This window comes from Mesorhizobium sp. M7A.F.Ca.MR.176.00.0.0 (assembly GCF_004023165.1).
Classification (GTDB): domain Bacteria; phylum Pseudomonadota; class Alphaproteobacteria; order Rhizobiales; family Rhizobiaceae; genus Mesorhizobium.
In genome coordinates this window covers 100,835-122,140 of record NZ_RZTC01000005.1, presented here as the reverse complement: position 1 = coordinate 122,140, position 21,306 = coordinate 100,835, and the positions used below count along the sequence as shown (strand labels likewise).

The following is a 21,306-nucleotide window of genomic DNA, read 5'->3' as shown; positions in this document are numbered from 1 at the left end:
GCCGCCACCATCGGCATCGCGCTGGTTGGCGGCCTGTCGGGAAAGATTTTCCGGCTGCCCTCGCCCTTCTTCCTCGGCACCTTTATCTTCGGCACCGTCGTCCATCTTGGCTTGGGCGTGGAGATGCAATTGCCGCAATGGCTGCTGGCCGTCAGCTACGCCATGGTCGGCTGGTCGATCGGCCTGAACTTCACAAGGGCGATCCTGCGCCATGCAACGCGCGCATTGCCGCAGATCATCGCCTCGATCGTGGCGCTGATCGCCTTTTGCGGCGGCCTTGCCTTCCTGATCAGCCATCTCCTGGGCATCGATCCGCTGACCGCCTATCTGGCGACCAGCCCCGGCGGCATGGACAGCATCGCCATCATCGCCGCCGCCGCGCAGAACGTCGACATCTCCTTCGTCATGGCCCTGCAATCGGCACGCTTCCTGATCGTGCTGCTGGTCGGCCCGAGCGTCGCTCGGCTGGTGGCCAGAAGCGTCAGGCAATAAGCAGCGACTAGTCCTCGCCGCCCTCGCCCACGCTATGCGCATCCCGACGCCAGTACGCCGTAACCAGGTGCCGGTCGCGTGGCAGGCCCCACTGCTTGCGCACGATCTTGCGTATCTCCTGGAAATCGCCGAATTCGCAACTTGCCCAAACGTACAGGCCGTCGGCAAGCGCCATGTGATTGCGCTCACGCAAGGCGGTCGACAATAGGCCCGCGGTGCCGGCCTCGAGGCCGCGCCGGTAAAGCCAGGTGATGTCGATATTGTCCCCTTGCGCCAGCGCCATTCGGTCATCCGGGCTATCGACCTCGATCAGCGCCTCGGCACGTGTTGATGGCGGCAGATGCTCCAAAATCCTGCCGATGGCGGGCAGCGCGGTGTCGTCGCCGAGCAGAAGCAAGGTCTGCGCCACCGGGGCGTCGCCGCCGCCGGGTCCGATCATGCCGATGACGTCTCCCGCCCGTGCGTTTTGCGCGAATGTGGCGGCGGGCGTGTTCTGGCCGGGGTGCAACACGAAATCGACATCGAGCCAACCGCTTGCGGCATCCAGCGCCCGGATCGTGTAGACCCGCACGGCAAGCGCATCGTCGCCAGAAGGCCAGACGATCAAGCCGTCAGCGCCCATCGTCGGCCAAACCAGCCGGCGGCCAGGCGGCGGCAGCAGCAGCCGCATGTGCAGGCCGCCATGGCTAAATCGGCCGAGATCCTTGCCGGCGAAGCGCAGGCGCTGCATATGCGCCGATATCCGCGTCGACGACATCACCATGATCTCGCGGAAGAAGACCGGAGTACCGGCGTCGCTGCCGTCGCCTTGCCAATGGATGCCCTTGGTCGTGCCGAGATGTTCGGCGACATGGCCGGCGACCGTCATCTTCATGTAGGACAGGCAGGTTTCGTCTGTCGCCGCGACGCGGATCAGCACGCTTTCATCATCGAGCGTAGCGCTCAACGAGCCGTAGTAGAGGCGGAGCTCCCACTGGTCGGCAACGCCAGTGTCAATCTCGAATTCGCTGTGCTCTGCGCGCAGCCGGTCCATCACCGATCTGATCGCCGCGTCGCTGATCCGGGTTTGCGCGCTAAGTTGGTCCATCGCTCAAGTCCTTCGAAACGGTTCGGGCAAGGCGCCGCGCGGCACCCTCACCGTCAGCGGCATGCCACAGCCGCTCCGATGTTTCCACAGAAACATGACGATAATAATCATATTTATTCGATGAGTTGGCTACGAGCCGCTTGTCGCAGCAAGTCGCTCGGGAAGGAAATCAACGAAAACGCGCACCTTCGGCGACAGATGGCGATTGGAGGGCCACAGCATCCGGAACTGGCCACGGCCGTCGACATGACCATCGAGGACGGTACGCAGCCTGTCTTCGTGCAGCGCCTCGCGCACCAGGAAATCCGGCATGCAAGCTATGCCGAGGCCGGCGAGCGTGGCGCCCTTCAAGGCTTCCATGTTGTTGCAGGTCAGCATCGAGCGGATCTGCGGTTCGGCGCTTCCGGTAGTGAACGGCCACTCCAGCAGCCTGCCGCTATTCAGGAAGCGGAAGTTTATGCCGAAATGTCTGATGAGATCAGCCGGCACGCTGGGGGCGCCATGGCGGTCCAGGTAGGAGGGCGCCGCGCACAGCAGCATGCGAAAGGGCGCAACGGGTCTCGACACAAGGCGCGAATCCGGCAGTTCGCCGCTGCGGATCGCGACATCGATACCCTCGTCGATGACGTCGACGATCCGGTCGTTGAAATCGATGTCGAGCTCGATCTCGGGATAGCGTGCCATGAACTCCGACAGCACCGGCAGCAGCAGATGATAGGTGACGATCGGGGTGGATATGCGCAGCCGCCCACGCGGTGTTTCCCGTGTCTGCGACAGCATCGCCTCGGCATCGTCGATGTCGTCGAGGATGCGGCGCACCCGCTCGTTGAACAGCTTGCCCTCTTCCGTCAGGCCAATGCGCCGCGTGCTGCGCTGCAGGAGCCGCACGCCGAGTTCCTGCTCGAGCCGGGCGACACTTTTGCCGACAGCGGAAGCCGAGATGCCAAGCGCCCGCCCGGCGGCGACGAAACTGCCGAATTCGGCGGTGCGGGCGAAGGCCAGGAGCCCGTTGAGACGATCCATTGCGTCATTCCATTCGAGCGTTTCAGTCCGATATGCCAGGAGATATAACACCATTTTTCCTGAAATGCCGACGACCTATCTTGTCATCACGACCGGCTCCGCAATGGCGCGGGCCACCGGCGAGTACTGTTTCAGATAGGGAAATCCATGACTTCCAGGACCACAACCGGCTCTGCCGAGAGATGGCTCGTGCTCTTGTCCGTGTGCCTTGCCGCGATGACGATGCCCTTGACCTTCACCGGTCCGGCCGTCGCTCTGTCGCGCATCGCGGCCGATCTCGGCGGCAGTCCGATCGAGCTCAACTGGGTGACAAACGCCTTCATGCTGACCTTCGGCGCCACCCTGATGGCGTCGGGCGCTCTGGCCGACAATCATGGGCGCAAGCGCCTCTTCCTCGTCGGCCTCTCCCTCTATGTCCTGGCGTCGCTGGGCGCGATGCTGGCGCCGGACATCATCTGGTTCGACATTTTCCGCGCCGCGCAGGGTATCGGCAGTGCGGCCGCCTTCGCTGGCGGCGCCTCGGCACTTGCCCAGGAATTCGAAGGGCCGTTGCGGCTGCGCGCCTTCAGCTTCCTCGGCACCAGTTTCGGCGTCGGCCTCGCCTTCGGCCCAATCGCGTCGGGCCTGCTCATCTCTGCATTCGGCTGGCGGTCGATCTTTCTTCTGGTTGCAGCACTCGCGATTGCCGCCGCCATGCTCGGCCTGCGCACCATCAGGGAATCGCGCGACCCGGATGCGACGGGCCTAGATTGGGCGGGAGCCGGCACCTTCACGATCGCGCTGGCGTCGCTGACCTATGGCGTGCTCCAGGCCCCGCAGAGCGGCTGGGCCGATCCCCTTGTCGTCTCCCTTCTGGCCGCTTCTGCCATCTGTTTTGTCGCCTTCGTCGTTGTCGAGCGGCGAGCACAACGGCCGATGCTCGATCTCACGCTGTTTGCCTATCCTCGCTTCGTCGGCGTCCAGTTTCTGGCTGCGGCACCCGCTTACGCCTTCGTCGTCCTGCTCGTCCTGTTGCCGATCCGCTTCATCGGCATCGAGGGTATGAGCGAGATCAAGGCCGGGCAATTGATGATCTGCCTATCAGGCCCGCTGCTGATCCTGCCGATGCTCGCCGGACAGCTGGCGCGCTGGATCGCGCCGGCCACGATCTGCGGCGTCGGCCTGCTCGTCGCTGCCGCCGGGCTTGTCTGGCTAAGCCTGACACCACCGGTCGATAGGGCGCTGGTGGCGCCGCTGATGCTGATCGGCGTCGGCATCGCTTTGCCTTGGGGATTGATGGACGGGCTCGCCGTCAGTGTCGTGCCGAGAGAGCGCGCCGGCATGGCGGTCGGCATCTTCAACACCACCCGCGTCGCTTGCGAGGGCGTGGCGCTGGCGATCGTCATGGCGACCCTTTCCGGCTTTACCGCCGCGCATCTCGCCGCACAGGGAACGGCATCTTCGACGCAGGCAGCAGCGGCAGCCCAACTGCTGGTGACCGGCAATCTCGGCGAAGCAGCACAACATCCGCCCCAGGCTGGAGCCATTGTTCTGGTCAAGGCCTATGAGGCGGCGTTCGACAGGTTGCTGATCGTGCTGGCGGCAATCACCGTCATGACCGCCATCGTCGTCTTCCTTGGCCTGCGTCGCGGATCGGCGTCGGAAGACGAGACCGCCGCTCTGCCGGCAGGCCAGGAAGGGTAGTCAGGCGATCACCAAACTCGAAATACGATCGCCGTCCAGTGTGATACGGACGATGCCAACGCCGATATTGTTCGACTGGTTCCAGCGCGATCTGCTCGCGCCCGGAAAGACCGTCCCAGTCGCTCAGGGATGCGTCGGCGGTAAACGCGACGAGAGAGGCTTCCGTGTCGCCGGCATTGGGGCCTCGACGAAACGGCGGATCGGGTCGGGAGAGATCATTCGTCCGTGCCCGAGGTGCGTTGAGATTCAGGTCAGGCTGAGTCGAAAATGGTGGCTTCCGAGAACCGGAGCGGAGCGTACTTAAGTACGTGAGCACCGGAAGCGCAGGAAGCCGTCATTTGCAGGCCAGCCTCACCTGAATATCAATGCACCTCAATCCAGCCTGTGCATCAGGTCCTCATCCAGCCAACGGCCGAAGAAATAGACCAGTTGCTTGTGCCACCATGGCCAGTCGTGGCTGACATCGCCGCCCCAGTAATCGACCCAGGCGGGAATGGATTTGTCGCGCAGGATCTGTTCCAACTTGCGCGTCTCGACCAGCATCCGCTCTTCCCAGGCGCCCTGGCCGCAGCAGAAGATCAGCCTGAGCGTCTTCAACCGGGCCAGCAGTTTAGGATCGACGATGCCGGGCAGATAGTCGAGCGGCGAGTTGTAGAAAATGTCGCCCTCGAGCGCTTTGCCGAAGAAGTCGCGCGCCGAATAGACGCCCGACAGGGCAATGACGCCGCTGGCGAGTTCAGGAAAGCGGAAGACGAAGTTCGACGAGTGATAGCCGCCCATCGAACAGCCCGAGAACAGCGGCTTCAGCTTGCGCCCGCCATTGGCCTGCTCGGCTGTGGACAGGAAGTCCGGCAGCGCCTCCTCGCGCACATAGCGGAAATAGGCCTCGTGGCGGGCGATGCGGTGGGCGGCGTCGGCATGCTTGTCGAAGAAGGATTCAGAATCGACGCCGTCGACCGTGAACAGCTGGATGCGGCCGGTGTCGATGAATTCGGCCAGTGCGCCCATCCCGCCGGAATCCTCGAACTGGTAGAACCGGCCCTGCGAGGTCGGGAACACCACCACCGGCCGGCCGGCATGGCCGTAGCGCTTGTATTCCATGTCGCGGCCGAGCTGGCTCGAGAAATTCTTGTGATAGGAAATGTCCATCGCCTCACGCCTTTTCCGCGTGGATGTACGCGACCGCTGCACGCAACGCTGCTTCGTCCTTCGAGCGCATCTGGTAGGCGTAATTTCCCATGGCGCGGCTGAAAACCTCTTCGATGGCCTGATGGTGGACGATCTTGTCACGCTGCGCGGCTAGCACGTCCTCATGGCTGTGCAAATAGTGGAGGCGTCGCTTGCGGCTGGCATAGGCGGTGAAATACTTCCCCTCGTAAGGGCCGCCGGCGGCATCCCTGACCACCATGTCGGCCCATGCCGCGTAGACGTCGATGTCGAACGTGTAGTTGATCGCATCGGTCATCCAGGCGCCGGGCGGGCGCATGTTGACCTCCAGCGCGATGACCCGGTCGTCCTTGGTCTCGAACAGCTCGATGTGGAAGAAGCGTTCGCGCACGTCGAATGCTTTCAGGATCTTGCGGCCGGCCTCCTCGACCGCCGGGCTGATCCTGGGAAAGCAGGTGTAGCTCATATGGCGGTCCTTGTTGACCACCTCCATGACGCTCTGGTCGTAGCGGTGGCTGGCCGCCAGCACCACCTCGCCGTCGCGGTTGACCAGCCCGTCGAAGGTCACCACCAGCCCCTCGATGAACTGCTCCATGACGAAGGTCACGTCCTCGGGCTTGTCCCGGAAGAACTGGTCGAGCTCTTTGGCGTTGGAGATCTTGAAGGTGTTCGATGCGCCGGAACCGCTGTCGGGCTTGACCACGACGGGGTAGCCGACGCGCCGGATGAAAGTCATGGCCCCGGCACGGTCGGAGCATTTGCGCTGCGCGATGGTGTCGACGCCGCTCTTGCGGAAGAAGGCACGCATGCGGCTCTTGCGCTTCAGGTTCTTCACGAAATCGAGCTTGGTGCCGTAAATGTTGAAGTCGGTGCGTATGTTGGCTTCCAGCTCAAGCCAATGTTCGTTGAGCGATTCAAAACGGTCGATACGGCCCCATTTGTGGACGAAATGCCCCATCGCCCGAAACACCGGATCGTAGTCTTCCATGTTGGCGACGCGGTAATATTCCGAAAGGGCTGCTTTCAGCTTGGCGTCGAGCGCGTCATAGGGCGCGTCGCCGATACCGAGCACCCTGGCCCCGGCCTTCTTCAAACGGTCGCAGAAATCCGCGCCGTTGGCGGGAAAATGCGGCGAGAAGAACACGAAATTCATGGACGACCCCTCCCGCGACAGGGGCATCGAAACCCTGTCGATGCCCGAGTCTGGCGCATTTGCCGCGCGTGGGGAAGAGCGCGCATGTTCGGGACAACATCCGACAGATCACGGCCCGCCACGCGGCCCCCACTTGCCTCTCACAAGCCGCTCCTGTAAGAGAACCGCCATGAACACGCGCGCCACCAACGCTTCCCGTCCGACCGGTTTTTCCGGCGAGACCGTGCGCGCGCTGGCTTCGACCCTGCTTCTTCTCGGCCTTATCGGCGATCGCCGGGTTCGCTGAAGGAGCGCCCGGCGGTCGAACCGCCGCGCAAGCGCATGCTCCTTGGCAATCACATCAAGCGAACGAAATTCTGGTAAAGGCGCCGCTCGCCATCAATCCACCGAAGGTGGATCCATGAGCCGCCGGGAGAAACGACGATGAACGCACGAGAAGAAATCCGCTCCGATGCCGCGGTAGCAGACACGGATTCGGCCAAAGGGATGCCCGACGCGGCTCGCAAATATCAGCCCTATCCGACCGTCGGCCTCACCGACCGGACCTGGCCTTCGAAGGTGATCGACAAGGCGCCGATCTGGTGCTCGGTCGACCTGCGCGACGGCAACCAGGCGCTGATCGATCCGATGGGCCATGAGCGCAAGGCACGCATGTTCGGCCTGCTGCTCGACATGGGCTTCAAGGAGATCGAGATCGGCTTCCCGTCGGCATCGCAGACCGATTTCGACTTTGCCCGCTGGTGCATCGAGGAAGGCAACGTGCCAGCCGATGTCTCGCTGCAGGTGCTGGTGCAGTGCCGGCCGGAGCTGATCACCCGCACCTTCGAGGCGCTGAAGGGCGCCACCAACCCGATCGTCCATTTCTACAATTCGACCAGCGAGCTGCAGCGTCGCGTCGTCTTCGAAAAGGACGTCGGCGGCATCAAGCGCATCGCCACCGACGCCGCCAAGATGATCACCGATATGGCGGCCAAGGCCGGCGGAGGCTTTCGTTTCGAGTATTCGCCGGAAAGCTTTACCGGCACCGAACTCGAAGTGGCGCTGGAGATCTGCAACGCCGTCACCGAGATCGTCAGGCCGACGGCGGACAACAAGCTGATCGTCAACCTGCCCTCGACGGTCGAGATGTCGACACCCAACATCTATGCCGATCGCATCGAGTGGATGTGCCGCAACCTCGACAACCGGGAAAACCTGCTGGTCTCGCTGCATCCGCACAATGACCGCGGCACCGGCATAGCCACCACCGAGCTCGGCCTGATGGCCGGCGCCGACCGCGTCGAAGGCACGCTGTTCGGCAATGGCGAGCGCACCGGCAATGTCGACATCGTCACGCTGGCGCTGAACATGTACACGCAAGGTGTCGATCCCTTGATCGATTGCTCCGACATCAACCGGATGAAGGACGTCTACGAATATTCGAACCAGTTGAAGATCCCCGAGCGCCATCCCTATGTCGGCGAACTCGTCTACACCGCCTTTTCCGGTTCGCACCAGGATGCCATCAACAAGGGCATGAAGGCGCTGAAGAAGGCCAATACGAGCCTGTGGGAAGTGCCCTATCTGCCGATCGACCCGGCCGATGTCGGACGCAGCTACGAAGCCATCATCCGCATCAATTCGCAGTCCGGCAAGGGCGGCATCGCCTATGTGCTGCAGGCCGATTACGGCCTCAACCTGCCGCGCAATCTGCAGATCGAGTTCAGCCAGGAAATCCAGGCGATCACCGATGCCGAGGGCAAGGAAGTGCCGGCCAGGCGCATCTACGAGCGCTTTATCGAGACCTATGTCGACCAGCCCGGCGCGCGGCTGAAATTCCTCGATCACCACACCTATCCCAGCACCGAGATCAAGGGCCGGCGCGTCGTCGAGGCGGTCATCCTCGACGGCGGCAAGGAAGTGACGATTACAGGCACGGGTACCGGCCCGATCGATGGGTTCGTCAATGCGCTGTCGCGCCATGTCGGCGTCGAGATGTCGGTGCTCGACTATTCCGAGCACTCGATGCAGCGCGGCTCGAACGCGTCGGCCATTTCGTATGTCGAGATGGAATATCCCGGCGGCAAGCTGTTCGGCGCCGGCATCAACACCAACATCGTCGCCGCCTCACTGGAGGCGGTGATGTCTGCCGCGAACCGTATCGTCGGTAAAAAAGCCGGCTGACGCCCGACGGGAACAAAGATCGGAACCCACCCAACCTGGTGATCGGTTCCGATCTTTCGGGCCATTAACCACCGCGGAATTATCCGGTGGGTACGTGATCGCATAACGGGGTGTATACTTGTGTGGTGGTGCGGGACCTATATGATCGCGCCTCAACCTGTGCCGAGTTCGAGAGGATCGACACTTGCAGCATGCCACGCCTGCCGCCCCCGCAGTGCGCGAGACACTGGAGCGACTGCTTGCTAGCCAAACGTTCGGCCGATCCGAACGTGCGCGCAAGTTGCTGCGTTATCTTGTCGAACGTGAACAGGCCGGCGAAGCCGACAGGCTCAAGGGCTTTTCCATTGCCATGGATGTTTTCGGCAAGGACGGCGACTTCGATCCGTCCACCGATGCCGTGGTGCGGGTGCAGGCAGGCAGGCTGCGCGAGCTTCTTCAGCATTATTTTGCAAATGAGGGAATCGCTGAGCCGGTCCGCATCGCCATTCCGCGCGGCGGCTATGTTCCAGCCTATGAATTGAACGCGATCCGCCTGCCCGATATTGCCGAGTCTGTTCCCGAACTCAGGCTGGACGGCGCCGCATCCGCCGATCAGTCGAACGAAGCCGGCACGGGCATGCTGGACGCGATGTCTCTGGCTTCCGTACCATCTTCGCCGGCTCCCTCGGTGGCGCGCCATCTCCGCTTTTTCTGGATGGCGATCGCCTTGGTCATCGCCATGCTGGGCGTACTGATCCTTCGGCAGGGCAGCACTGCCTTGCTGGCAGGCGGCGACATCTCGGCAACGCCGGAGATCGCTGGCGCAACCGCAAGCATCACGGCATCGGCAAGGGCTGACGCCCTGCCGCAAGTCTATATCGGACTGAAGGCTGACGGCCCCGACGCCAGCCGTGTCGCCGCATCGCTGCGCGCCGGCCTGAGTGGCTTCGATACGATCGACTTCATCGGCCGCGACACCGTCGGCGATCCGGCCGACGACGCGACGAGCTTCATATTCGACGTCCTATCTGGACCGGACGCGGGCGACATCACCATAGAACTGCAAAGCATGGCGTCCGGACGGGTGCTTCTATCGCGCAATCTCACCCCCGCCGACAGCGCACCTGCAGCGGTCGAAGACCGTATCGCCGATATGCTTAGCTCGGCACTCCCCGCCTCCGGCACCATCTACAACTATATCGAGCAGACCGGCACGCCAAACGGTCTGACGCAATGCCTGCTGCTCAACGGCAAATATTACCTCGACCAGAACGCCAGGACCCATGAGGCAGCCTACCGTTGCCTCGAGAAGCTGGCCAATGGTGGAACCAAGTCCTCGCTCGTCTATTCGGAGCTTGCTTCCCTGCATCTCGAGGCGGTGTCCGATCATTACGCCTATCCGCCCAATGCGACGATTGAGACAGCCGTCGAGTTTGCCCATCGCGGCGTGCAGATGGGTCCGACCAGCCCTTATGCGCATCGCTCCTACGGCTATGTCAGTTCGCGCCTCGGCAATACGGACGAAGCGATCCGCTGGATGCGCAAGGCCTATGAACTCAACCCCTACGATCTCGGCATGGCCGCCGCTTACGGCTACGGGCTGATCTTCGCCGGACGATATGCTGAAGGAACGCCGATCCTCGATCATGCGGTGGAGACCTTCAGCGGGCACCCGACATGGTGGGATTACGGGCTGTTCGTCGGTGAGCTCATGCTCGGCGACATGAACAAGGCAGTCGCAGCCAGCATGGCCCTGAGAACGACGGCAACGAAATCACACTATCTGGCGGCGCGGCTGATCGGCGCCAAGGCTGCCGGACAGGATCATCTGGTGAGCACGCTGCTGAAACAACTGACCACCGAATTCCCCAAATTTGCCGCCGATCCGCGGGCGACTTTCGTCGAGCGGAAATATCCGGCCGACCTGACCGACCGGCTGGTCCAGGCACTCCGCGCTGCCGGGCTCGGCAGCCCAAGCTGACACCATCGACGTCCGCGCACTGGCTGTGCCGCGTCCCGATGGATTTCCTGCGCTCCGATCGCCGATTGCCGATTGGTCGCCAAGTTCTGTACACAACCGTACAAATCGCGAAAATTTTACTGGTCATCACGTTGGACTAGGAGCAATTCAGCCACCATTGGGTGTCGCGCATTCTGCAATAACAAAAAATCAGCTTTCATGACCGCATCACTTTTTGCCGCCGAAGAGGGTGTTGGCTCGAAGGCCATCGTCCTGCTGCACGGTTTCGGCGGCTGCCATGATGTATGGCGCGAGGTGATTTCCGCCCTGACGCCTTCCACGCATACGCTGGCCTATGATCTGCCTGGGCACGGGTTGTCGCTCGATTTTCCCGCTGCCGGTCCGGCCAGGGTGGCAGCCAAGGCCGTGCTCGCCGATCTCTCGGAGCGTCGCCTGAAGCGCGTTCATCTCGTGGGCCACTCGATGGGCGGTGCCGTGGCGGCGCTGATGGCGCTGGCCGAGCCCGAAAAGATAGCCTCGCTGACGCTTCTGGCGCCGGGCGGCCTTGGCCCCGAAATCAATGGACCGCTGTTGCGCCGCTATGCCGAAGCCGCGGATCGGTCCGAGATCCGCTCCTGCCTCGCCGTCATGTCGGGACCTTCAGCCCCGCCGCTCAAACATACGGTGGACACCCTTTGGGAAATGCGCCGGCGACCCGGCCAACTCGAAAAGCTCGTCGAGATCGCAGCCGCCATGACCGTGGACGGTCGGCAAGGCGTCATCCCGCACGATCGCCTCGATGGACTGAACATGCCGGTGATGGTGGCATGGGGAATCAGCGATGCGGTGCTGCCCTTTACCCAGGCGGATGACCTGCCGGCGCATTTTCACGTGCACCACGTGCTGGAGGCCGGCCATATGCTGGCTGAGGAAGCCCCCGACCTTGTTGCCGAGATCATTCGCCGGAACACCAGTCGTCGCGCCAGGCCACACCGCCAGAAATTCGCCGCCGCAGCCAGCTGACCTTTTTCGCGCACGACAACCTTCCTGGACACCCCGGGCCGTCGATCTCGCCAGTGCATTTCGCCGGCGGCTGTGTTAACCCGGTGTTAACCAAACCTACGAGGCAGACGCCGATGAAGGAAGCAGGCGAGAAGACCATCGACCAGTCCAAGAAACTGTCCGATGCCATCCGTGATGTCAAAAATGCCTTCGCCGACCGCGACGACGTCGTCGTCGACATGCGCGAGGCGCATCGCATGCGTCTCGATCTGCTCGCCGCCGAACTGGCACCGGTTTTTGCCGATGTTCCGGCCGATATGGACAATTTCGACTTTGTCGTCTCGTCCGGCTTGCAGCCGCGCCTGTGGATCGACGCCATCAGCCATGTCGCCATGGGGCGCGACCGCCGGACCTATCGCTTCCTCAAGGACACCCGTATCGGCCGGGTGGTGCTTGCCGAATCCACCGAGATGAAGCCGGTTGCCGATTCCGTGACACGCTATGTCGCCGAGCGCATCGTCGAGCGTCAGAGGATGCTGGAAGGCGGCGTCGAACCCGCCGTCGCCGGCCTGAAACGTGCGTATGTGCCGGAAGCCGAACCGCCGCTGCGCGCAACGGAGCGCGGCAAACGCTGGTCGGCCCTTCTGTCCGGGCTTGGCCTGGTCGCTGCCGGCGCACTGGTCGGCCTTGTGGTGTCGGTCGTCCTGTTCTGGGACCGCATCGTGGCCATGGTTGTCAATTTGCGGCCATAGCGGCCTCGGCGCCAAGCTCCACCGTCTGCAGATCGGATGGCGGTATGGACGGCCCGGTCAGGCCGCGCCGCGTCAGCCGGATCCGCCAATTGCCCTTCTCGCCGTCAATGTCGAACAGATTGTACTGCGCCGCCGGGTTCTTGCCGCCCGGCGCCTGGCCGGCGGCGGCGACGCCGACCGCCGGAATCCTGACGCCGCGACCGCCGATGAAGAACAGCGACGGCAGATGTGAATGGCCGTGCAGGACAAGGTCGGCGCCGTGGCGACGAATGATCTTGTTGAAGCGGGCGATGCCGAACAGCCGCTTGTGCTGCGGGACCGCGCCGCGCACCGGCGGATGATGGATCATGATGGCGCGAAACAGCCCCTGTCCGGCGGTATCCCCAAGGATTTTGCCGAGCCGCTTCGCTTGGCCTTCCATGAAGAAACCATTGGCCATGAAGGGTGCCGTGGCGCGCGCCGTCGAGACACCGATCAGCGCGACGTTGCCGCGCACGCGCAGATAGGGAAATGCGTTACGATCGACCGGCGTGTTGACACCGTCGCCGCTCATCCACGCCGCCCAGGATCGGCAGACCTTGTCGAAGGCGCCTGGCACATAGGCGTCGTGGTTGCCCGGAACGACCGAAATATCATGCGCCGGCCCCAGTGTCTCCAGCCAGTGCCTGGCCATCTCGATCTCGCCGTCGAGCGCCAGATTGACCAGGTCGCCGGTGACGGCGAGGTGGTCAGGCGTGTTCGCCTTGATGTCTGCGACGATCGTATCAATGACCGCATCATGCATATGGCGGCGGCGGTTGCGCTGCCAGTTGACATAGCCGAGCACGCGCTTGGAGGCGAGATCGCGATAGGATACATCGGGGAGCGGCCCCAGATGGACATCGGAAATATGCGCGAGCCTGAACATACAACCTTCATAGGCGAGGCGCGCGCGGCTTTCCACCCACGGTTTCGCTATCAATGACGAGCCCTGAAGATGCCTTCCGCCAGACCGGCTGGCCAGGTTTGAGGGCTAGGCTGTTCCATCTCTATTTCGTGCTGCGGAGGCCGATGACGCTTGGCGTGCGCGGCCTGATCCACGACAGGGCGTCCAGGTCCGTCTTCCTCATTCGCCATACCTATGTACCGGGCTGGCAGCTTCCCGGCGGCGGCGTCGAAGTCGGCGAGACGATGAACGAGGCACTGGCCCGTGAACTGGCCGAGGAAGGCAACATCGCTCTCACCGCCCCGCCGGTGTTCAAATCGATGCATTTCAACCGCCGCTCCAGCCGCCGCGACCATGTCGGCTTTTATTTGCTCGAGCATTTCAGCCAGACGGCGCCGAAGCTGCCGGACCACGAAATCGCCGAAGCTGGCTTCTTCCCGCTCGACCGCTTGCCGCAGGGCACGACGCCCGCGACGCTGCGCCGGATCGCCGAGGTTTTTGACGGCGAGCAGCCCTCGCCCTACTGGTAGATCAGGCTGCCGCTTTCTCGAAGCGCGCCCGGTCGTGCCATGCGGCATAATCCAGATCCGGTCCGACAGGCACGATCCGCGTCGGATTGATCGTCTGGTGGCTGCCGTAATAGTGCGCCTTGATATGATGCATGTTCACCGTCCCGGCCACACCAGGCACCTGGTAGAGATCACGCAGATAGTTGGACAGGTTCGGGTAGTCGGCGATACGGCGCAGATTGCATTTGAAATGGCCGACATACACCGGATCGAAGCGCACCAGCGTGGTGAACAGCCGCCAGTCGGCTTCGGTGATAGGACCACCGACGAGATAGCGCTGCTTCGACAGCCGCTCCTCCAGCGCATCCAGCGCTGTGAACACTTCACCGAACGCCTCTTCATAAGCGCGTTGCGTGGTGGCGAAGCCGGCGCGATAGACGCCGTTGTTGACCGCGGGATAGACCAGCGCATTGATGCGATCGATCTCGCCGCGCAATGCCTTCGGATAGAAATCGAGGCTGGCGTCGCCCCATTCGTCGAAGGCTGAATTCAGCATGCGGATGATTTCGGAAGACTCGTTGGAGACGATGGTCTGCTCCTTTTTGTCCCACAGCACCGGCACAGTCACCCGGCCCGAATAGGCGGGATCGGCCTTGGCATAGATCTGGTGCAGGAAGTCGAGGTCATAGAGCATGTCGCCCGTGGCGCCGTCCTCAGCCACGAACGTCCAGCCGTTGGCGCCCATGAAATGATGCACCACCGACACCGATATGACGCCTTCCAGCTTCTTCAGCGCGCGAAAGATCAACGTCCGGTGGGCCCACGGACAGGCAAGCGAGACATAGAGGTGATAGCGGCCGGGCTCGGCCTTGAAACCACGCGTCCGGCCTTCGGCAGGCGCCCCGTCAACGGTGACCCAGTCGCGCCATTGCGACTGCGTCCGCACGAACCTGCCACCATTGTCCGCTGTATCGTACCAGCGGTCCTGCCACCTTCCTTCGACCAGCATTCCCATACAAATCTCCTTGCGTCCTGTTGGTTGATGTAGGCGCAAGGCTGCCCTGTCGAAGACGTCAGGTGCTGAACAGACCGTCACTTGGCGGAAATGACGAACAAAACGGCCGATTGCAGCGGCGGGAAATTGATGCTAGCGGACAATCCGCATGTTCGATTTTGCTTCGATCCGGTTTTACCGACGACGAAAGGGCGCCCGCGCTTGATGAAGCGCTGACTGGCGAATGCTGCCGTTTGCAGCAACCTTTCCTCCTTACCGGAACGCAAAGACCATGAGCCTTGCCGACGTGAAATACCTGCCGGAAACCCCGGCGCACGACCCCGAGATCGAAGCCATCAACGACGAAGCCTTCGGGCCCGGCCGCTTTGTGCTGGCCGCCTACAAGATTCGTGAGGCCGGAGGGCACGAGCGTTCGTTGTCCTTTGTCGCCGTCGATGGCGACATCGTCGTCGCCTCGGTGCGCATGACCCGCATCGCCGCCGGTGCCGGTCGCGCGCTAATGCTCGGGCCGCTCGCGGTGCGGCCGGCCTTCAAGAATCTCGGCATCGGCCGCCGGTTGGTGGCGATCGCGCTGGAGGCCGCCGCCAAGGCCGGCGCGCCCGCTGTCATGCTGGTGGGTGACGAACCCTACTACGGGCCGCTCGGTTTCAAGCGGATTCCGCGCGGCCAGATTTCGATGCCGCGCCCCGTCGATCTCGACCGGCTGCTGTCGCACGAGATCGCGCCGGGCGCGGTCGCCAGGCTCTTGGGCGAGGTCTGCCACGCCGATCAGGCCAGGGTGGCCGATCCTGTCGCCGCGATGGCTTGACCTTTCCCGTCGATCTGGCGCCTGATCCGTCCCACTGTTCCTGAGATCAAAGGATGACGTCATGAACCCCAACGGCCAGATCGCGATCGTCACCGGCGGCGGCTCCGGCCTTGGCGAGGCAACGGCGCGCGCGCTGGCCGCCAAGGGCGCCCGCGTCGCCATCTTCGACGTGGGTATTGACCGCGCCGCCAAGGTCGCGGCCGAGATCGGTGGTATTGCCGTCCAGTGCGACGTCAGCAGCGCCGACAGCGGAACCGCTGCGCTCGCCGACGTAGCCGCCAAGCTTGGCGAGCCGCGGATCCTGGTCAACTGCGCCGGCATCGCCATCGGCGTGAAGACGATCGGCAAGGATGGTCCCCACCCCCTTGATCAGTATCGCAAGGTGATCGAGGTCAATCTGATCGGTACGTTCAACATGATCCGCCTCGTTGCCGAGCGCGCGTCGAAGCTCGAGCCGCTGCAGGGCGGCGAGCGCGGCATCATCGTCAACACCGCTTCGGTTGCCGCCTATGATGGCCAGATCGGCCAGGCCGCCTATGCGGCATCCAAGGGCGGCGTCGTCGGCATGACGCTGCCGGTGGCGCGCGACCTTGCCCGTTCCGGCATCCGCGTCTGCACCATCGCGCCCGGCATCTTCAAGACGCCGATGATGGCCGGCATGCCGCAAGAGGTTCAGGATTCGCTGGGCGCCGCCGTGCCTTTCCCGTCGCGCCTGGGCGAACCGTCCGAATATGCCGCTCTCGCCCTGCACATCATCGAGAACCAGATGTTGAACGGCGAGACCATTCGTCTCGATGGCGCCATCCGCATGGCGCCGAAATAGAAGGTCATGAACGCCGGCCTGTCCGCTGCCGCTAAAACCGGTCCGCTGACCGGGCTGAAGGTGATCGAGATGGCCGGACTCGGACCGGTGCCGCTGGCGGGCCTGATGCTGTCGGAGATGGGCGCGCAAGTATTGCGCATCGAACGGACGGGGACGAGCGAGCTCCTGTCGCTGCCGGATGAGTACAATATCGACCGCCATGGCCGCGCCCTCCTGCGCCTCGACCTGAAGCGCCGTGAAGGCACCGATCTGTTGCTGCGCCTTGCCGAAAAGGCGGACATGTTGCTCGAAGGGTTTCGCCCGGGTGTCATGGAACGGCTTGGCCTCGGCCCCGAAACGGTGCTGGCGCGCAACCCGGCGCTGATCTACGGCCGTATGACCGGCTTCGGCCAGGACGGCCCGCTCGCCGGCCGCGCCGGCCACGACATCACCTACCTCGCCTATAGCGGCGTGCTGCACGCCATCGGCCATGCCGACGGCCGTCCCGTCCCGCCGCTCAACCTTGTCGCCGACTATGGCGGTGGCGCCATGATGCTGATTGCCGGCGTGCTGGCCGCCCTGTTCCAACGTTCTCGCACGGGCAAGGGTGACGTCATCGACGCAGCGATGGTCGACGGCGCCTCGATGCTGGCGGTGCCCCTGCACGCCTTGACGGCGGCCGGCTTGTGGAGCGACAAGCGCGGCGCGAACCTGCTCGATTCCGGCGCCCCGTTCTACGACACCTATGAGACGGCGGATGGCGGGCACATCGCCATCGGCTGCCTCGAGCCGCAATTCTTCGCCGAATTCGCCAGGCTGCTGCCGCTCGACGAACGCTTTGCGTCCGGCCAGTACGACAAGGCCCTGTGGCCGCCGATGCGCGCCGCCATTGCCGATCGGATCCGCCAGAAATCGCGCGACGACTGGGACCTGCTGTTCGCGCAAACCGATGCCTGCGTTGCACCCGTCCTGTCGCTGCAAGAGGCGAAGCACCACCCGCACAATCGGGCACGCAACGCCTCTGTGGCGACAGGTGCATTTGAGCGCCCGGCCCCCGCGCCGCGTTTCTCAAGCTCGCAACCGACATTGGCCACTATGCCAGGCAATGAGGATTTGTCACCATCGGCAATACTGGCACGTTTCGGCTTTGCGAAAGCCGAGATCGACGGCCTTGTCAAATCCGGCTTGCTGACCGATAACTAGAGAAGAAAGATCAACTTACTGCGGTGCTGCCTTGGACGAGCCGAAAAAGGACGTGATCCGCGAGACGGACGCCGAAGCGATCCGGCTGGCGAAGACGCTTCTGCGCAGCGCCCGCTTTGGCGCCCTGGCGGTGATCGAACCGCAAACCGGCTCGCCGCTGGCCAGCAGGGTCGGCGTGGCCACCGACATCGATGGCGCGCCGCTGATCCTGGTGTCGATGCTTTCGGCGCACACCGGCGCCCTGCTTGCCGATCCGCGCTGTTCCCTGTTGCTCGGCGAACCGGGCAAGGGCGACCCGCTGGCGCACCCGCGCCTGACATTGATCTGCCAGGCGGCGCGGCTTGAGCGCGGATCTGCCGAACACGCCCGCGTCGAGCGCCGCTATCTCAATCACAATCCCAAGGCGAAACTTTACGCCGGTCTCGGCGACTTTTCGATCTTTCGCCTCGGTCCGCAACGCGCCAGCCTCAACGGCGGCTTCGGCAAGGCCTATCAGCTCGATCAATCGGATTTGCTCACCAGCGGACCGATCGTCGAGGAACTCGCGACGCGCGAACAATCGGCCATCGACCACATGAACGCCGACCATGTCGACGCGATCGCCGTCTACGCACAGCATTTCGCAAGGGCATCCGGCAACGGCTGGCGTGTTGCCGGATTCGATGCCGATGGCATGGACCTGGTGTCGGGCGACGATGTTTGCCGGGTCTTCTACCCACAACCTTTGGTGGAGGCAGGCGAATTGCGGCACGTTCTGATCGATATGGCCAAGGCCGGCCGAGCCATTGTCGACGCCGGGACGGAGACTTAATTATGCTGGACCAAAAGCAACACTTGAGATTTAAGTGAAATGCTCTACCTTTTGGTGACGCTGAATCGCCAGCGCCGATCGACAAGTGAATTTATGGAATCAGACGCCATTGCCCCCATGGCGTCGGGATGAACAGGAAGCATGGGGGATCGATGGTCTCGACAAAGCTAATCGTGAACGCCGAATCGGCGGCAGAGTTTCTCATGCTGATGGGCAATGAGAAGCGACTGTTGATCATGAGCTACCTCGCCGAAGGTGAAATGTCGGTGGGAGCCATCGCCGAGAAGGTGATGCTCAGCCAATCCGCCCTGTCCCAGCATCTCGCCAAGTTGCGGGCGCTCGACCTTGTCGACACCCGCCGCGACCGGCAGATGATCTACTACTCCTGCAAATCCGACGCCGTGCGAGAACTGCTTGTCATGCTGGACGGCATTTTCGGCAGCGGCAAGGATGATCTGTCCCAGATGGCGCACCGTTTGCGCCGTGCTGGAACCTGACCACATAGCGCCGATCTCGCCGGCGATTTCAGAGCGACATGCGCCCATCCGGGGCGTACAGAGCTGGCTGACTGTCCCGAATCGTCGCATCGTGCTTTCCAAACAAGGTTAGCGCCGGGAAGCGGTCCGGATTTTCGGGCCGATGCGACGGTCGCGAGGAATGCATGGATCCCATTCGCATCGACGACCCGCAAGATCCGCGCGTCGCTGCCTATCTCGACATTCGCGAGCGTGACCTCGCCGGCCGTCAAGGCCGCTTCGTCGCCGAAGGCAAGGTGGTGCTCGACCTGCTGCTCTCGACCGGGCGCTTTGCCGCCGAATCGATCCTGGTCCTGGAAAACCGGCTGGCAGGTCTCGACAACATCCTGAGCAAGGCGCCCGCCGACCTCCCGGTCTATGTCGCCACAAGCGCGGTGATGGACGCTATCGCCGGATTTCACATGCATCGCGGCATCCTTGCCATTGGCCGCAAGGGAGAGCCGCAGCCGGCCGAAGCCCTGCTCGATGGCTTGCCGCCTCGTGCGCTGGTCGTAGTGCTCGTCGGCATCGCCAACCATGACAATGTGGGCTCGATCTTCCGCAACGCCGCCGCCTTTGGCGCTGACGCGGTTCTGCTGGATGCGACATGCTGCGATCCGCTCTATCGCAAGGCGATCCGCGTTTCGGTCGGCGCCGCGCTCAAGATCCCCTTCGCATCGTTCTCCGACACCGCCGGCTTCACAACGATGCTCGCCCGACGTGGCTTCGAACAATTCGCGCTGTCGCCACGCGGGAAGACCGACATCCGCGATGCGCAGCGCAGCAAGCGCCTGGCGCTCTATCTCGGCACCGAGGGCGAAGGCTTGCCGGACGACCTGCTCGCAAGCCTGCGCAACGTGCGGATCACCATGGCGGAAGGCTTCGACAGCCTGAATGTCGCCGCGGCTTCAGCCATCGCGCTGCATCATTTTTCGGCTAGAGCAATTCTAGACTAAGGAGGCCTGATTCAGCTTGTCGCGTCAGCCTTCTGCAGCGCGCGCACGCGGTCGGCAAGACTGCGGTCACCGTTGCCGGAGCGGGCGTCCGACGGTACCGCCAATGCCTTGGCGATCGGCGAACCAGGCCCCTCGAGCTTCGCCGTCAGATGGACGACCTCCGCCGCCAGCGCGTTCATCTGCTCGCGCAAGGCGGAGCTGCTGTCCGTGGCCTTGGACGCGGCCAGTGCGGTGAGGTCGGCCTTCAGCCGCTTGTTCTCGCGCGCCAGCGCCGTCAGCCTCGCCTCGAGCTGCTCACGGTCACTGTCGAGCTTGGCGATTGCCTTGTCCAAATCATCGCTCTTGGCGACATCGCCGCCCTTGCCGACCAGCCGCAAGGCTGGCGCGCTGTCTTCGGATTTCGATCTTTCGCGCATGCGTGCCAGTTCCTTTTCGCGGCGGTCGAGTTTGTCTTCGCGATCGGCAAGTGTGGCCAGCAGCCGTTCGACCTTCTTGTCGAGTTCGGCGGTCCTTTTCTTCTCGGCTTTCAGGGCCTCTCGCGCGGCCTTGCTTTCGGCCGCGATTTCCTGGCCGCGCCTGTCGGCTTCCTTGCGCTGGCCGCGCAGCATCGCAATGTCACTGGCGAGTTTCTGCATTTCGGACTCTCGCGCCACGAGTTCGATCTGCCGGCTGCTCGAGGAAAAACTGGCGTCGTCATACATGCGCTCCAGCTTTTGCAGCTCAAGTGCACGTTTTTCCAGCTTGCGCTCGGTTTCCTTCAGCCGCTCCGAAAGCTGCTGCAACTCGCCCTCTCGCTGGCGCAGCGCTTCGTTCTTCGCGCCCAGATCGGTCAGCGCCTGGTTCTTGTCCGTCCGCTCGACCGCCAGGCCCTTCATGGCCTCGCGACCGCGATTGATCTCGACCAGTTGTTCGGCCGTCTTCTCTCGCAACGCCTTGACGCTGATTTCCAGGCGGCGCGTCGTCATGGCGTATTCGGCGCGGATGCGATCCTTGTCCGCCTGGATTTCGGTTTGCGTCAGAGGGATCGAGGATTCGACGCGTCTGCGTGTAAGCGTGACCGCACGACGCCATATGGCCGGAGCCACCATGAGCGCCAGAAAGCCAGCACAGAGAAAGCCGAGGACGAAGAACAGGACCGACTGGACCAAGTGACTACCCGTTGTGGCCGGTAAGCATCAAACCAGATAAACCAAAAGCGCATAGAGCGCTTTGACTGTGCCACGTTGACATGGCGGAAATCCAGCGTTGCGGCAAGGGTTTGCCGCAACGCCACGAGTTTAATGCATGTCGACCCAAAAGCG

General features: G+C 63.2%; 21 protein-coding genes. 13 read left to right on the top strand and 8 right to left on the bottom strand.

What is annotated here, in order from left to right:
* Positions 1–492 (top strand): AbrB family transcriptional regulator (locus EOB59_RS03630; protein ID WP_206622025.1); only part of this gene is annotated, 492 nt, incomplete at its 5' end.
* Positions 493–499: 7 nt separating this feature from the next.
* Here EOB59_RS03630 and EOB59_RS03625 read toward each other — a convergent pair.
* Entirely contained in the window at positions 500–1,579 is a 1,080-nt protein-coding gene (locus tag EOB59_RS03625) for a siderophore-interacting protein (protein ID WP_127326755.1), read from the bottom strand.
* Between the two features lie 129 nt (positions 1,580–1,708).
* Positions 1,709–2,602 (bottom strand): LysR family transcriptional regulator, encoded by an 894-nt coding sequence (locus EOB59_RS03620; protein WP_127269787.1) that lies wholly within the window; start codon positions 2,600–2,602, stop codon positions 1,709–1,711.
* Between the two features lie 147 nt (positions 2,603–2,749).
* On the opposite strand from EOB59_RS03620, the gene EOB59_RS03615 reads away from it, so the two are divergent.
* Entirely contained in the window at positions 2,750–4,285 is a 1,536-nt protein-coding gene (locus tag EOB59_RS03615; RefSeq protein ID WP_128287682.1) for an MFS transporter, read from the top strand.
* A 372-nt stretch (positions 4,286–4,657) separates the two neighbouring features.
* On the opposite strand, the gene EOB59_RS03610 is transcribed toward EOB59_RS03615, so the two are convergent.
* Both EOB59_RS03610 and EOB59_RS03605 read right to left on the bottom strand, forming a co-directional pair.
* The gene (locus EOB59_RS03610; RefSeq protein ID WP_128287681.1) at positions 4,658–5,434 is read right to left on the bottom strand and encodes an esterase family protein; all 777 of its coding nucleotides are present in this window, start codon (positions 5,432–5,434) and stop codon (positions 4,658–4,660) included.
* A 4-nt stretch (positions 5,435–5,438) separates the two neighbouring features.
* A complete protein-coding gene (locus EOB59_RS03605) occupies positions 5,439–6,605 on the bottom strand; it encodes an ATP-grasp domain-containing protein (RefSeq protein ID WP_127271680.1) in 1,167 nt (388 codons plus the stop codon).
* A 423-nt stretch (positions 6,606–7,028) separates the two neighbouring features.
* Between EOB59_RS03605 and leuA the strand changes: the two genes are divergently transcribed.
* The 4 genes from leuA (at position 7,029) to EOB59_RS03580 (ending at position 12,461) form a co-directional block, all read left to right on the top strand.
* The gene (gene leuA, locus EOB59_RS03595) at positions 7,029–8,768 is read left to right on the top strand and encodes a 2-isopropylmalate synthase (protein ID WP_128287680.1); all 1,740 of its coding nucleotides are present in this window, start codon (positions 7,029–7,031) and stop codon (positions 8,766–8,768) included.
* Between the two features lie 184 nt (positions 8,769–8,952).
* On the top strand, positions 8,953–10,728 hold the full coding sequence (locus EOB59_RS03590) for a hypothetical protein (RefSeq protein WP_128287679.1): 1,776 nt from the start codon (positions 8,953–8,955) through the stop codon (positions 10,726–10,728).
* 198 nt (positions 10,729–10,926) lie between these two features.
* Positions 10,927–11,730, top strand: coding sequence for an alpha/beta fold hydrolase (locus EOB59_RS03585; RefSeq protein WP_128287689.1), 804 nt, complete (start codon positions 10,927–10,929; stop codon positions 11,728–11,730).
* A 113-nt stretch (positions 11,731–11,843) separates the two neighbouring features.
* Positions 11,844–12,461: a hypothetical protein gene (locus EOB59_RS03580; RefSeq protein WP_127267380.1), complete on the top strand. Its 618-nt coding sequence runs from the start codon at positions 11,844–11,846 to the stop codon at positions 12,459–12,461.
* Here EOB59_RS03580 and EOB59_RS03575 read toward each other — a convergent pair.
* Positions 12,445–13,368, bottom strand: a complete 924-nt coding sequence (locus EOB59_RS03575; protein ID WP_128287678.1) for a metallophosphoesterase — start codon at positions 13,366–13,368, stop codon at positions 12,445–12,447. The genes EOB59_RS03580 and EOB59_RS03575 overlap by 17 nt on opposite strands.
* Positions 13,369–13,421: 53 nt before the next feature.
* On the opposite strand from EOB59_RS03575, the gene EOB59_RS03570 reads away from it, so the two are divergent.
* Positions 13,422–13,916, top strand: coding sequence for an NUDIX domain-containing protein (locus EOB59_RS03570; RefSeq protein ID WP_128287677.1), 495 nt, complete (start codon positions 13,422–13,424; stop codon positions 13,914–13,916).
* Position 13,917: 1 nt separating this feature from the next.
* Here EOB59_RS03570 and EOB59_RS03565 read toward each other — a convergent pair whose 3' ends face one another.
* Both EOB59_RS03565 and EOB59_RS35205 read right to left on the bottom strand, forming a co-directional pair.
* Positions 13,918–14,910, bottom strand: a complete 993-nt coding sequence (locus tag EOB59_RS03565) for a glutathione S-transferase family protein (protein WP_128287676.1) — start codon at positions 14,908–14,910, stop codon at positions 13,918–13,920.
* Between the two features lie 77 nt (positions 14,911–14,987).
* The gene (locus tag EOB59_RS35205) at positions 14,988–15,152 is read right to left on the bottom strand and encodes a hypothetical protein (protein WP_164748917.1); all 165 of its coding nucleotides are present in this window, start codon (positions 15,150–15,152) and stop codon (positions 14,988–14,990) included.
* A gap of 29 nt (positions 15,153–15,181) precedes the next feature.
* Here EOB59_RS35205 and EOB59_RS03560 point away from each other — a divergent pair, with 29 nt between their 5' ends.
* The 6 genes from EOB59_RS03560 to EOB59_RS03535 all read left to right on the top strand — a co-directional run bounded on the left by EOB59_RS03560 (position 15,182) and on the right by EOB59_RS03535 (position 20,005).
* Positions 15,182–15,718, top strand: a complete 537-nt coding sequence (locus tag EOB59_RS03560) for an N-acetyltransferase (RefSeq protein WP_127317843.1) — start codon at positions 15,182–15,184, stop codon at positions 15,716–15,718.
* A 61-nt stretch (positions 15,719–15,779) separates the two neighbouring features.
* Positions 15,780–16,541 carry a 3-hydroxyacyl-CoA dehydrogenase gene (locus tag EOB59_RS03555; protein ID WP_127267375.1) on the top strand — a complete coding sequence of 254 codons (762 nt, stop codon included), beginning with the start codon at positions 15,780–15,782 and terminating at the stop codon, positions 16,539–16,541.
* A gap of 6 nt (positions 16,542–16,547) precedes the next feature.
* A complete protein-coding gene (locus EOB59_RS03550) occupies positions 16,548–17,723 on the top strand; it encodes a CaiB/BaiF CoA-transferase family protein (RefSeq protein ID WP_128287675.1) in 1,176 nt (391 codons plus the stop codon).
* A gap of 31 nt (positions 17,724–17,754) precedes the next feature.
* Entirely contained in the window at positions 17,755–18,534 is a 780-nt protein-coding gene (locus EOB59_RS03545; RefSeq protein WP_127809489.1) for a HugZ family protein, read from the top strand.
* A 152-nt stretch (positions 18,535–18,686) separates the two neighbouring features.
* Entirely contained in the window at positions 18,687–19,031 is a 345-nt protein-coding gene (locus tag EOB59_RS03540; protein WP_013529913.1) for a metalloregulator ArsR/SmtB family transcription factor, read from the top strand.
* 164 nt (positions 19,032–19,195) lie between these two features.
* On the top strand, positions 19,196–20,005 hold the full coding sequence (locus tag EOB59_RS03535; protein ID WP_127809488.1) for an RNA methyltransferase: 810 nt from the start codon (positions 19,196–19,198) through the stop codon (positions 20,003–20,005).
* 11 nt (positions 20,006–20,016) lie between these two features.
* Here the strand turns inward: EOB59_RS03535 and EOB59_RS03530 are convergent, their stop codons facing one another.
* Positions 20,017–21,153, bottom strand: a complete 1,137-nt coding sequence (locus EOB59_RS03530) for a hypothetical protein (RefSeq protein WP_128287674.1) — start codon at positions 21,151–21,153, stop codon at positions 20,017–20,019.
* Positions 21,154–21,306: the final 153 nt, after the last annotated feature.

Excerpts from the sequence above, each read along its gene's own strand:
- EOB59_RS03535 (WP_127809488.1), top strand. The coding sequence starts at position 19,196 with ATGGATCCCATTCGCATCGACGACCCGCAAGATCCGCGCGTCGCTGCC.
- EOB59_RS03625 (WP_127326755.1), bottom strand. The coding sequence starts at position 1,579 with ATGGACCAACTTAGCGCGCAAACCCGGATCAGCGACGCGGCGATCAGA.
- EOB59_RS03560 (WP_127317843.1), top strand. The coding sequence starts at position 15,182 with ATGAGCCTTGCCGACGTGAAATACCTGCCGGAAACCCCGGCGCACGAC.
- EOB59_RS03610 (WP_128287681.1), bottom strand. The coding sequence starts at position 5,434 with ATGGACATTTCCTATCACAAGAATTTCTCGAGCCAGCTCGGCCGCGAC.
- leuA (WP_128287680.1), top strand. The coding sequence starts at position 7,029 with ATGAACGCACGAGAAGAAATCCGCTCCGATGCCGCGGTAGCAGACACG.
- EOB59_RS03615 (WP_128287682.1), top strand. The coding sequence starts at position 2,750 with ATGACTTCCAGGACCACAACCGGCTCTGCCGAGAGATGGCTCGTGCTC.
- EOB59_RS03555 (WP_127267375.1), top strand. The coding sequence starts at position 15,780 with ATGAACCCCAACGGCCAGATCGCGATCGTCACCGGCGGCGGCTCCGGC.
- EOB59_RS03570 (WP_128287677.1), top strand. The coding sequence starts at position 13,422 with ATGACGAGCCCTGAAGATGCCTTCCGCCAGACCGGCTGGCCAGGTTTG.
- EOB59_RS03585 (WP_128287689.1), top strand. The coding sequence starts at position 10,927 with ATGACCGCATCACTTTTTGCCGCCGAAGAGGGTGTTGGCTCGAAGGCC.
- EOB59_RS03565 (WP_128287676.1), bottom strand. The coding sequence starts at position 14,910 with ATGGGAATGCTGGTCGAAGGAAGGTGGCAGGACCGCTGGTACGATACA.
- EOB59_RS03580 (WP_127267380.1), top strand. The coding sequence starts at position 11,844 with ATGAAGGAAGCAGGCGAGAAGACCATCGACCAGTCCAAGAAACTGTCC.
- EOB59_RS03605 (WP_127271680.1), bottom strand. The coding sequence starts at position 6,605 with ATGAATTTCGTGTTCTTCTCGCCGCATTTTCCCGCCAACGGCGCGGAT.
- EOB59_RS03550 (WP_128287675.1), top strand. The coding sequence starts at position 16,548 with ATGAACGCCGGCCTGTCCGCTGCCGCTAAAACCGGTCCGCTGACCGGG.
- EOB59_RS03540 (WP_013529913.1), top strand. The coding sequence starts at position 18,687 with ATGGTCTCGACAAAGCTAATCGTGAACGCCGAATCGGCGGCAGAGTTT.
- EOB59_RS03620 (WP_127269787.1), bottom strand. The coding sequence starts at position 2,602 with ATGGATCGTCTCAACGGGCTCCTGGCCTTCGCCCGCACCGCCGAATTC.
- EOB59_RS03575 (WP_128287678.1), bottom strand. The coding sequence starts at position 13,368 with ATGTTCAGGCTCGCGCATATTTCCGATGTCCATCTGGGGCCGCTCCCC.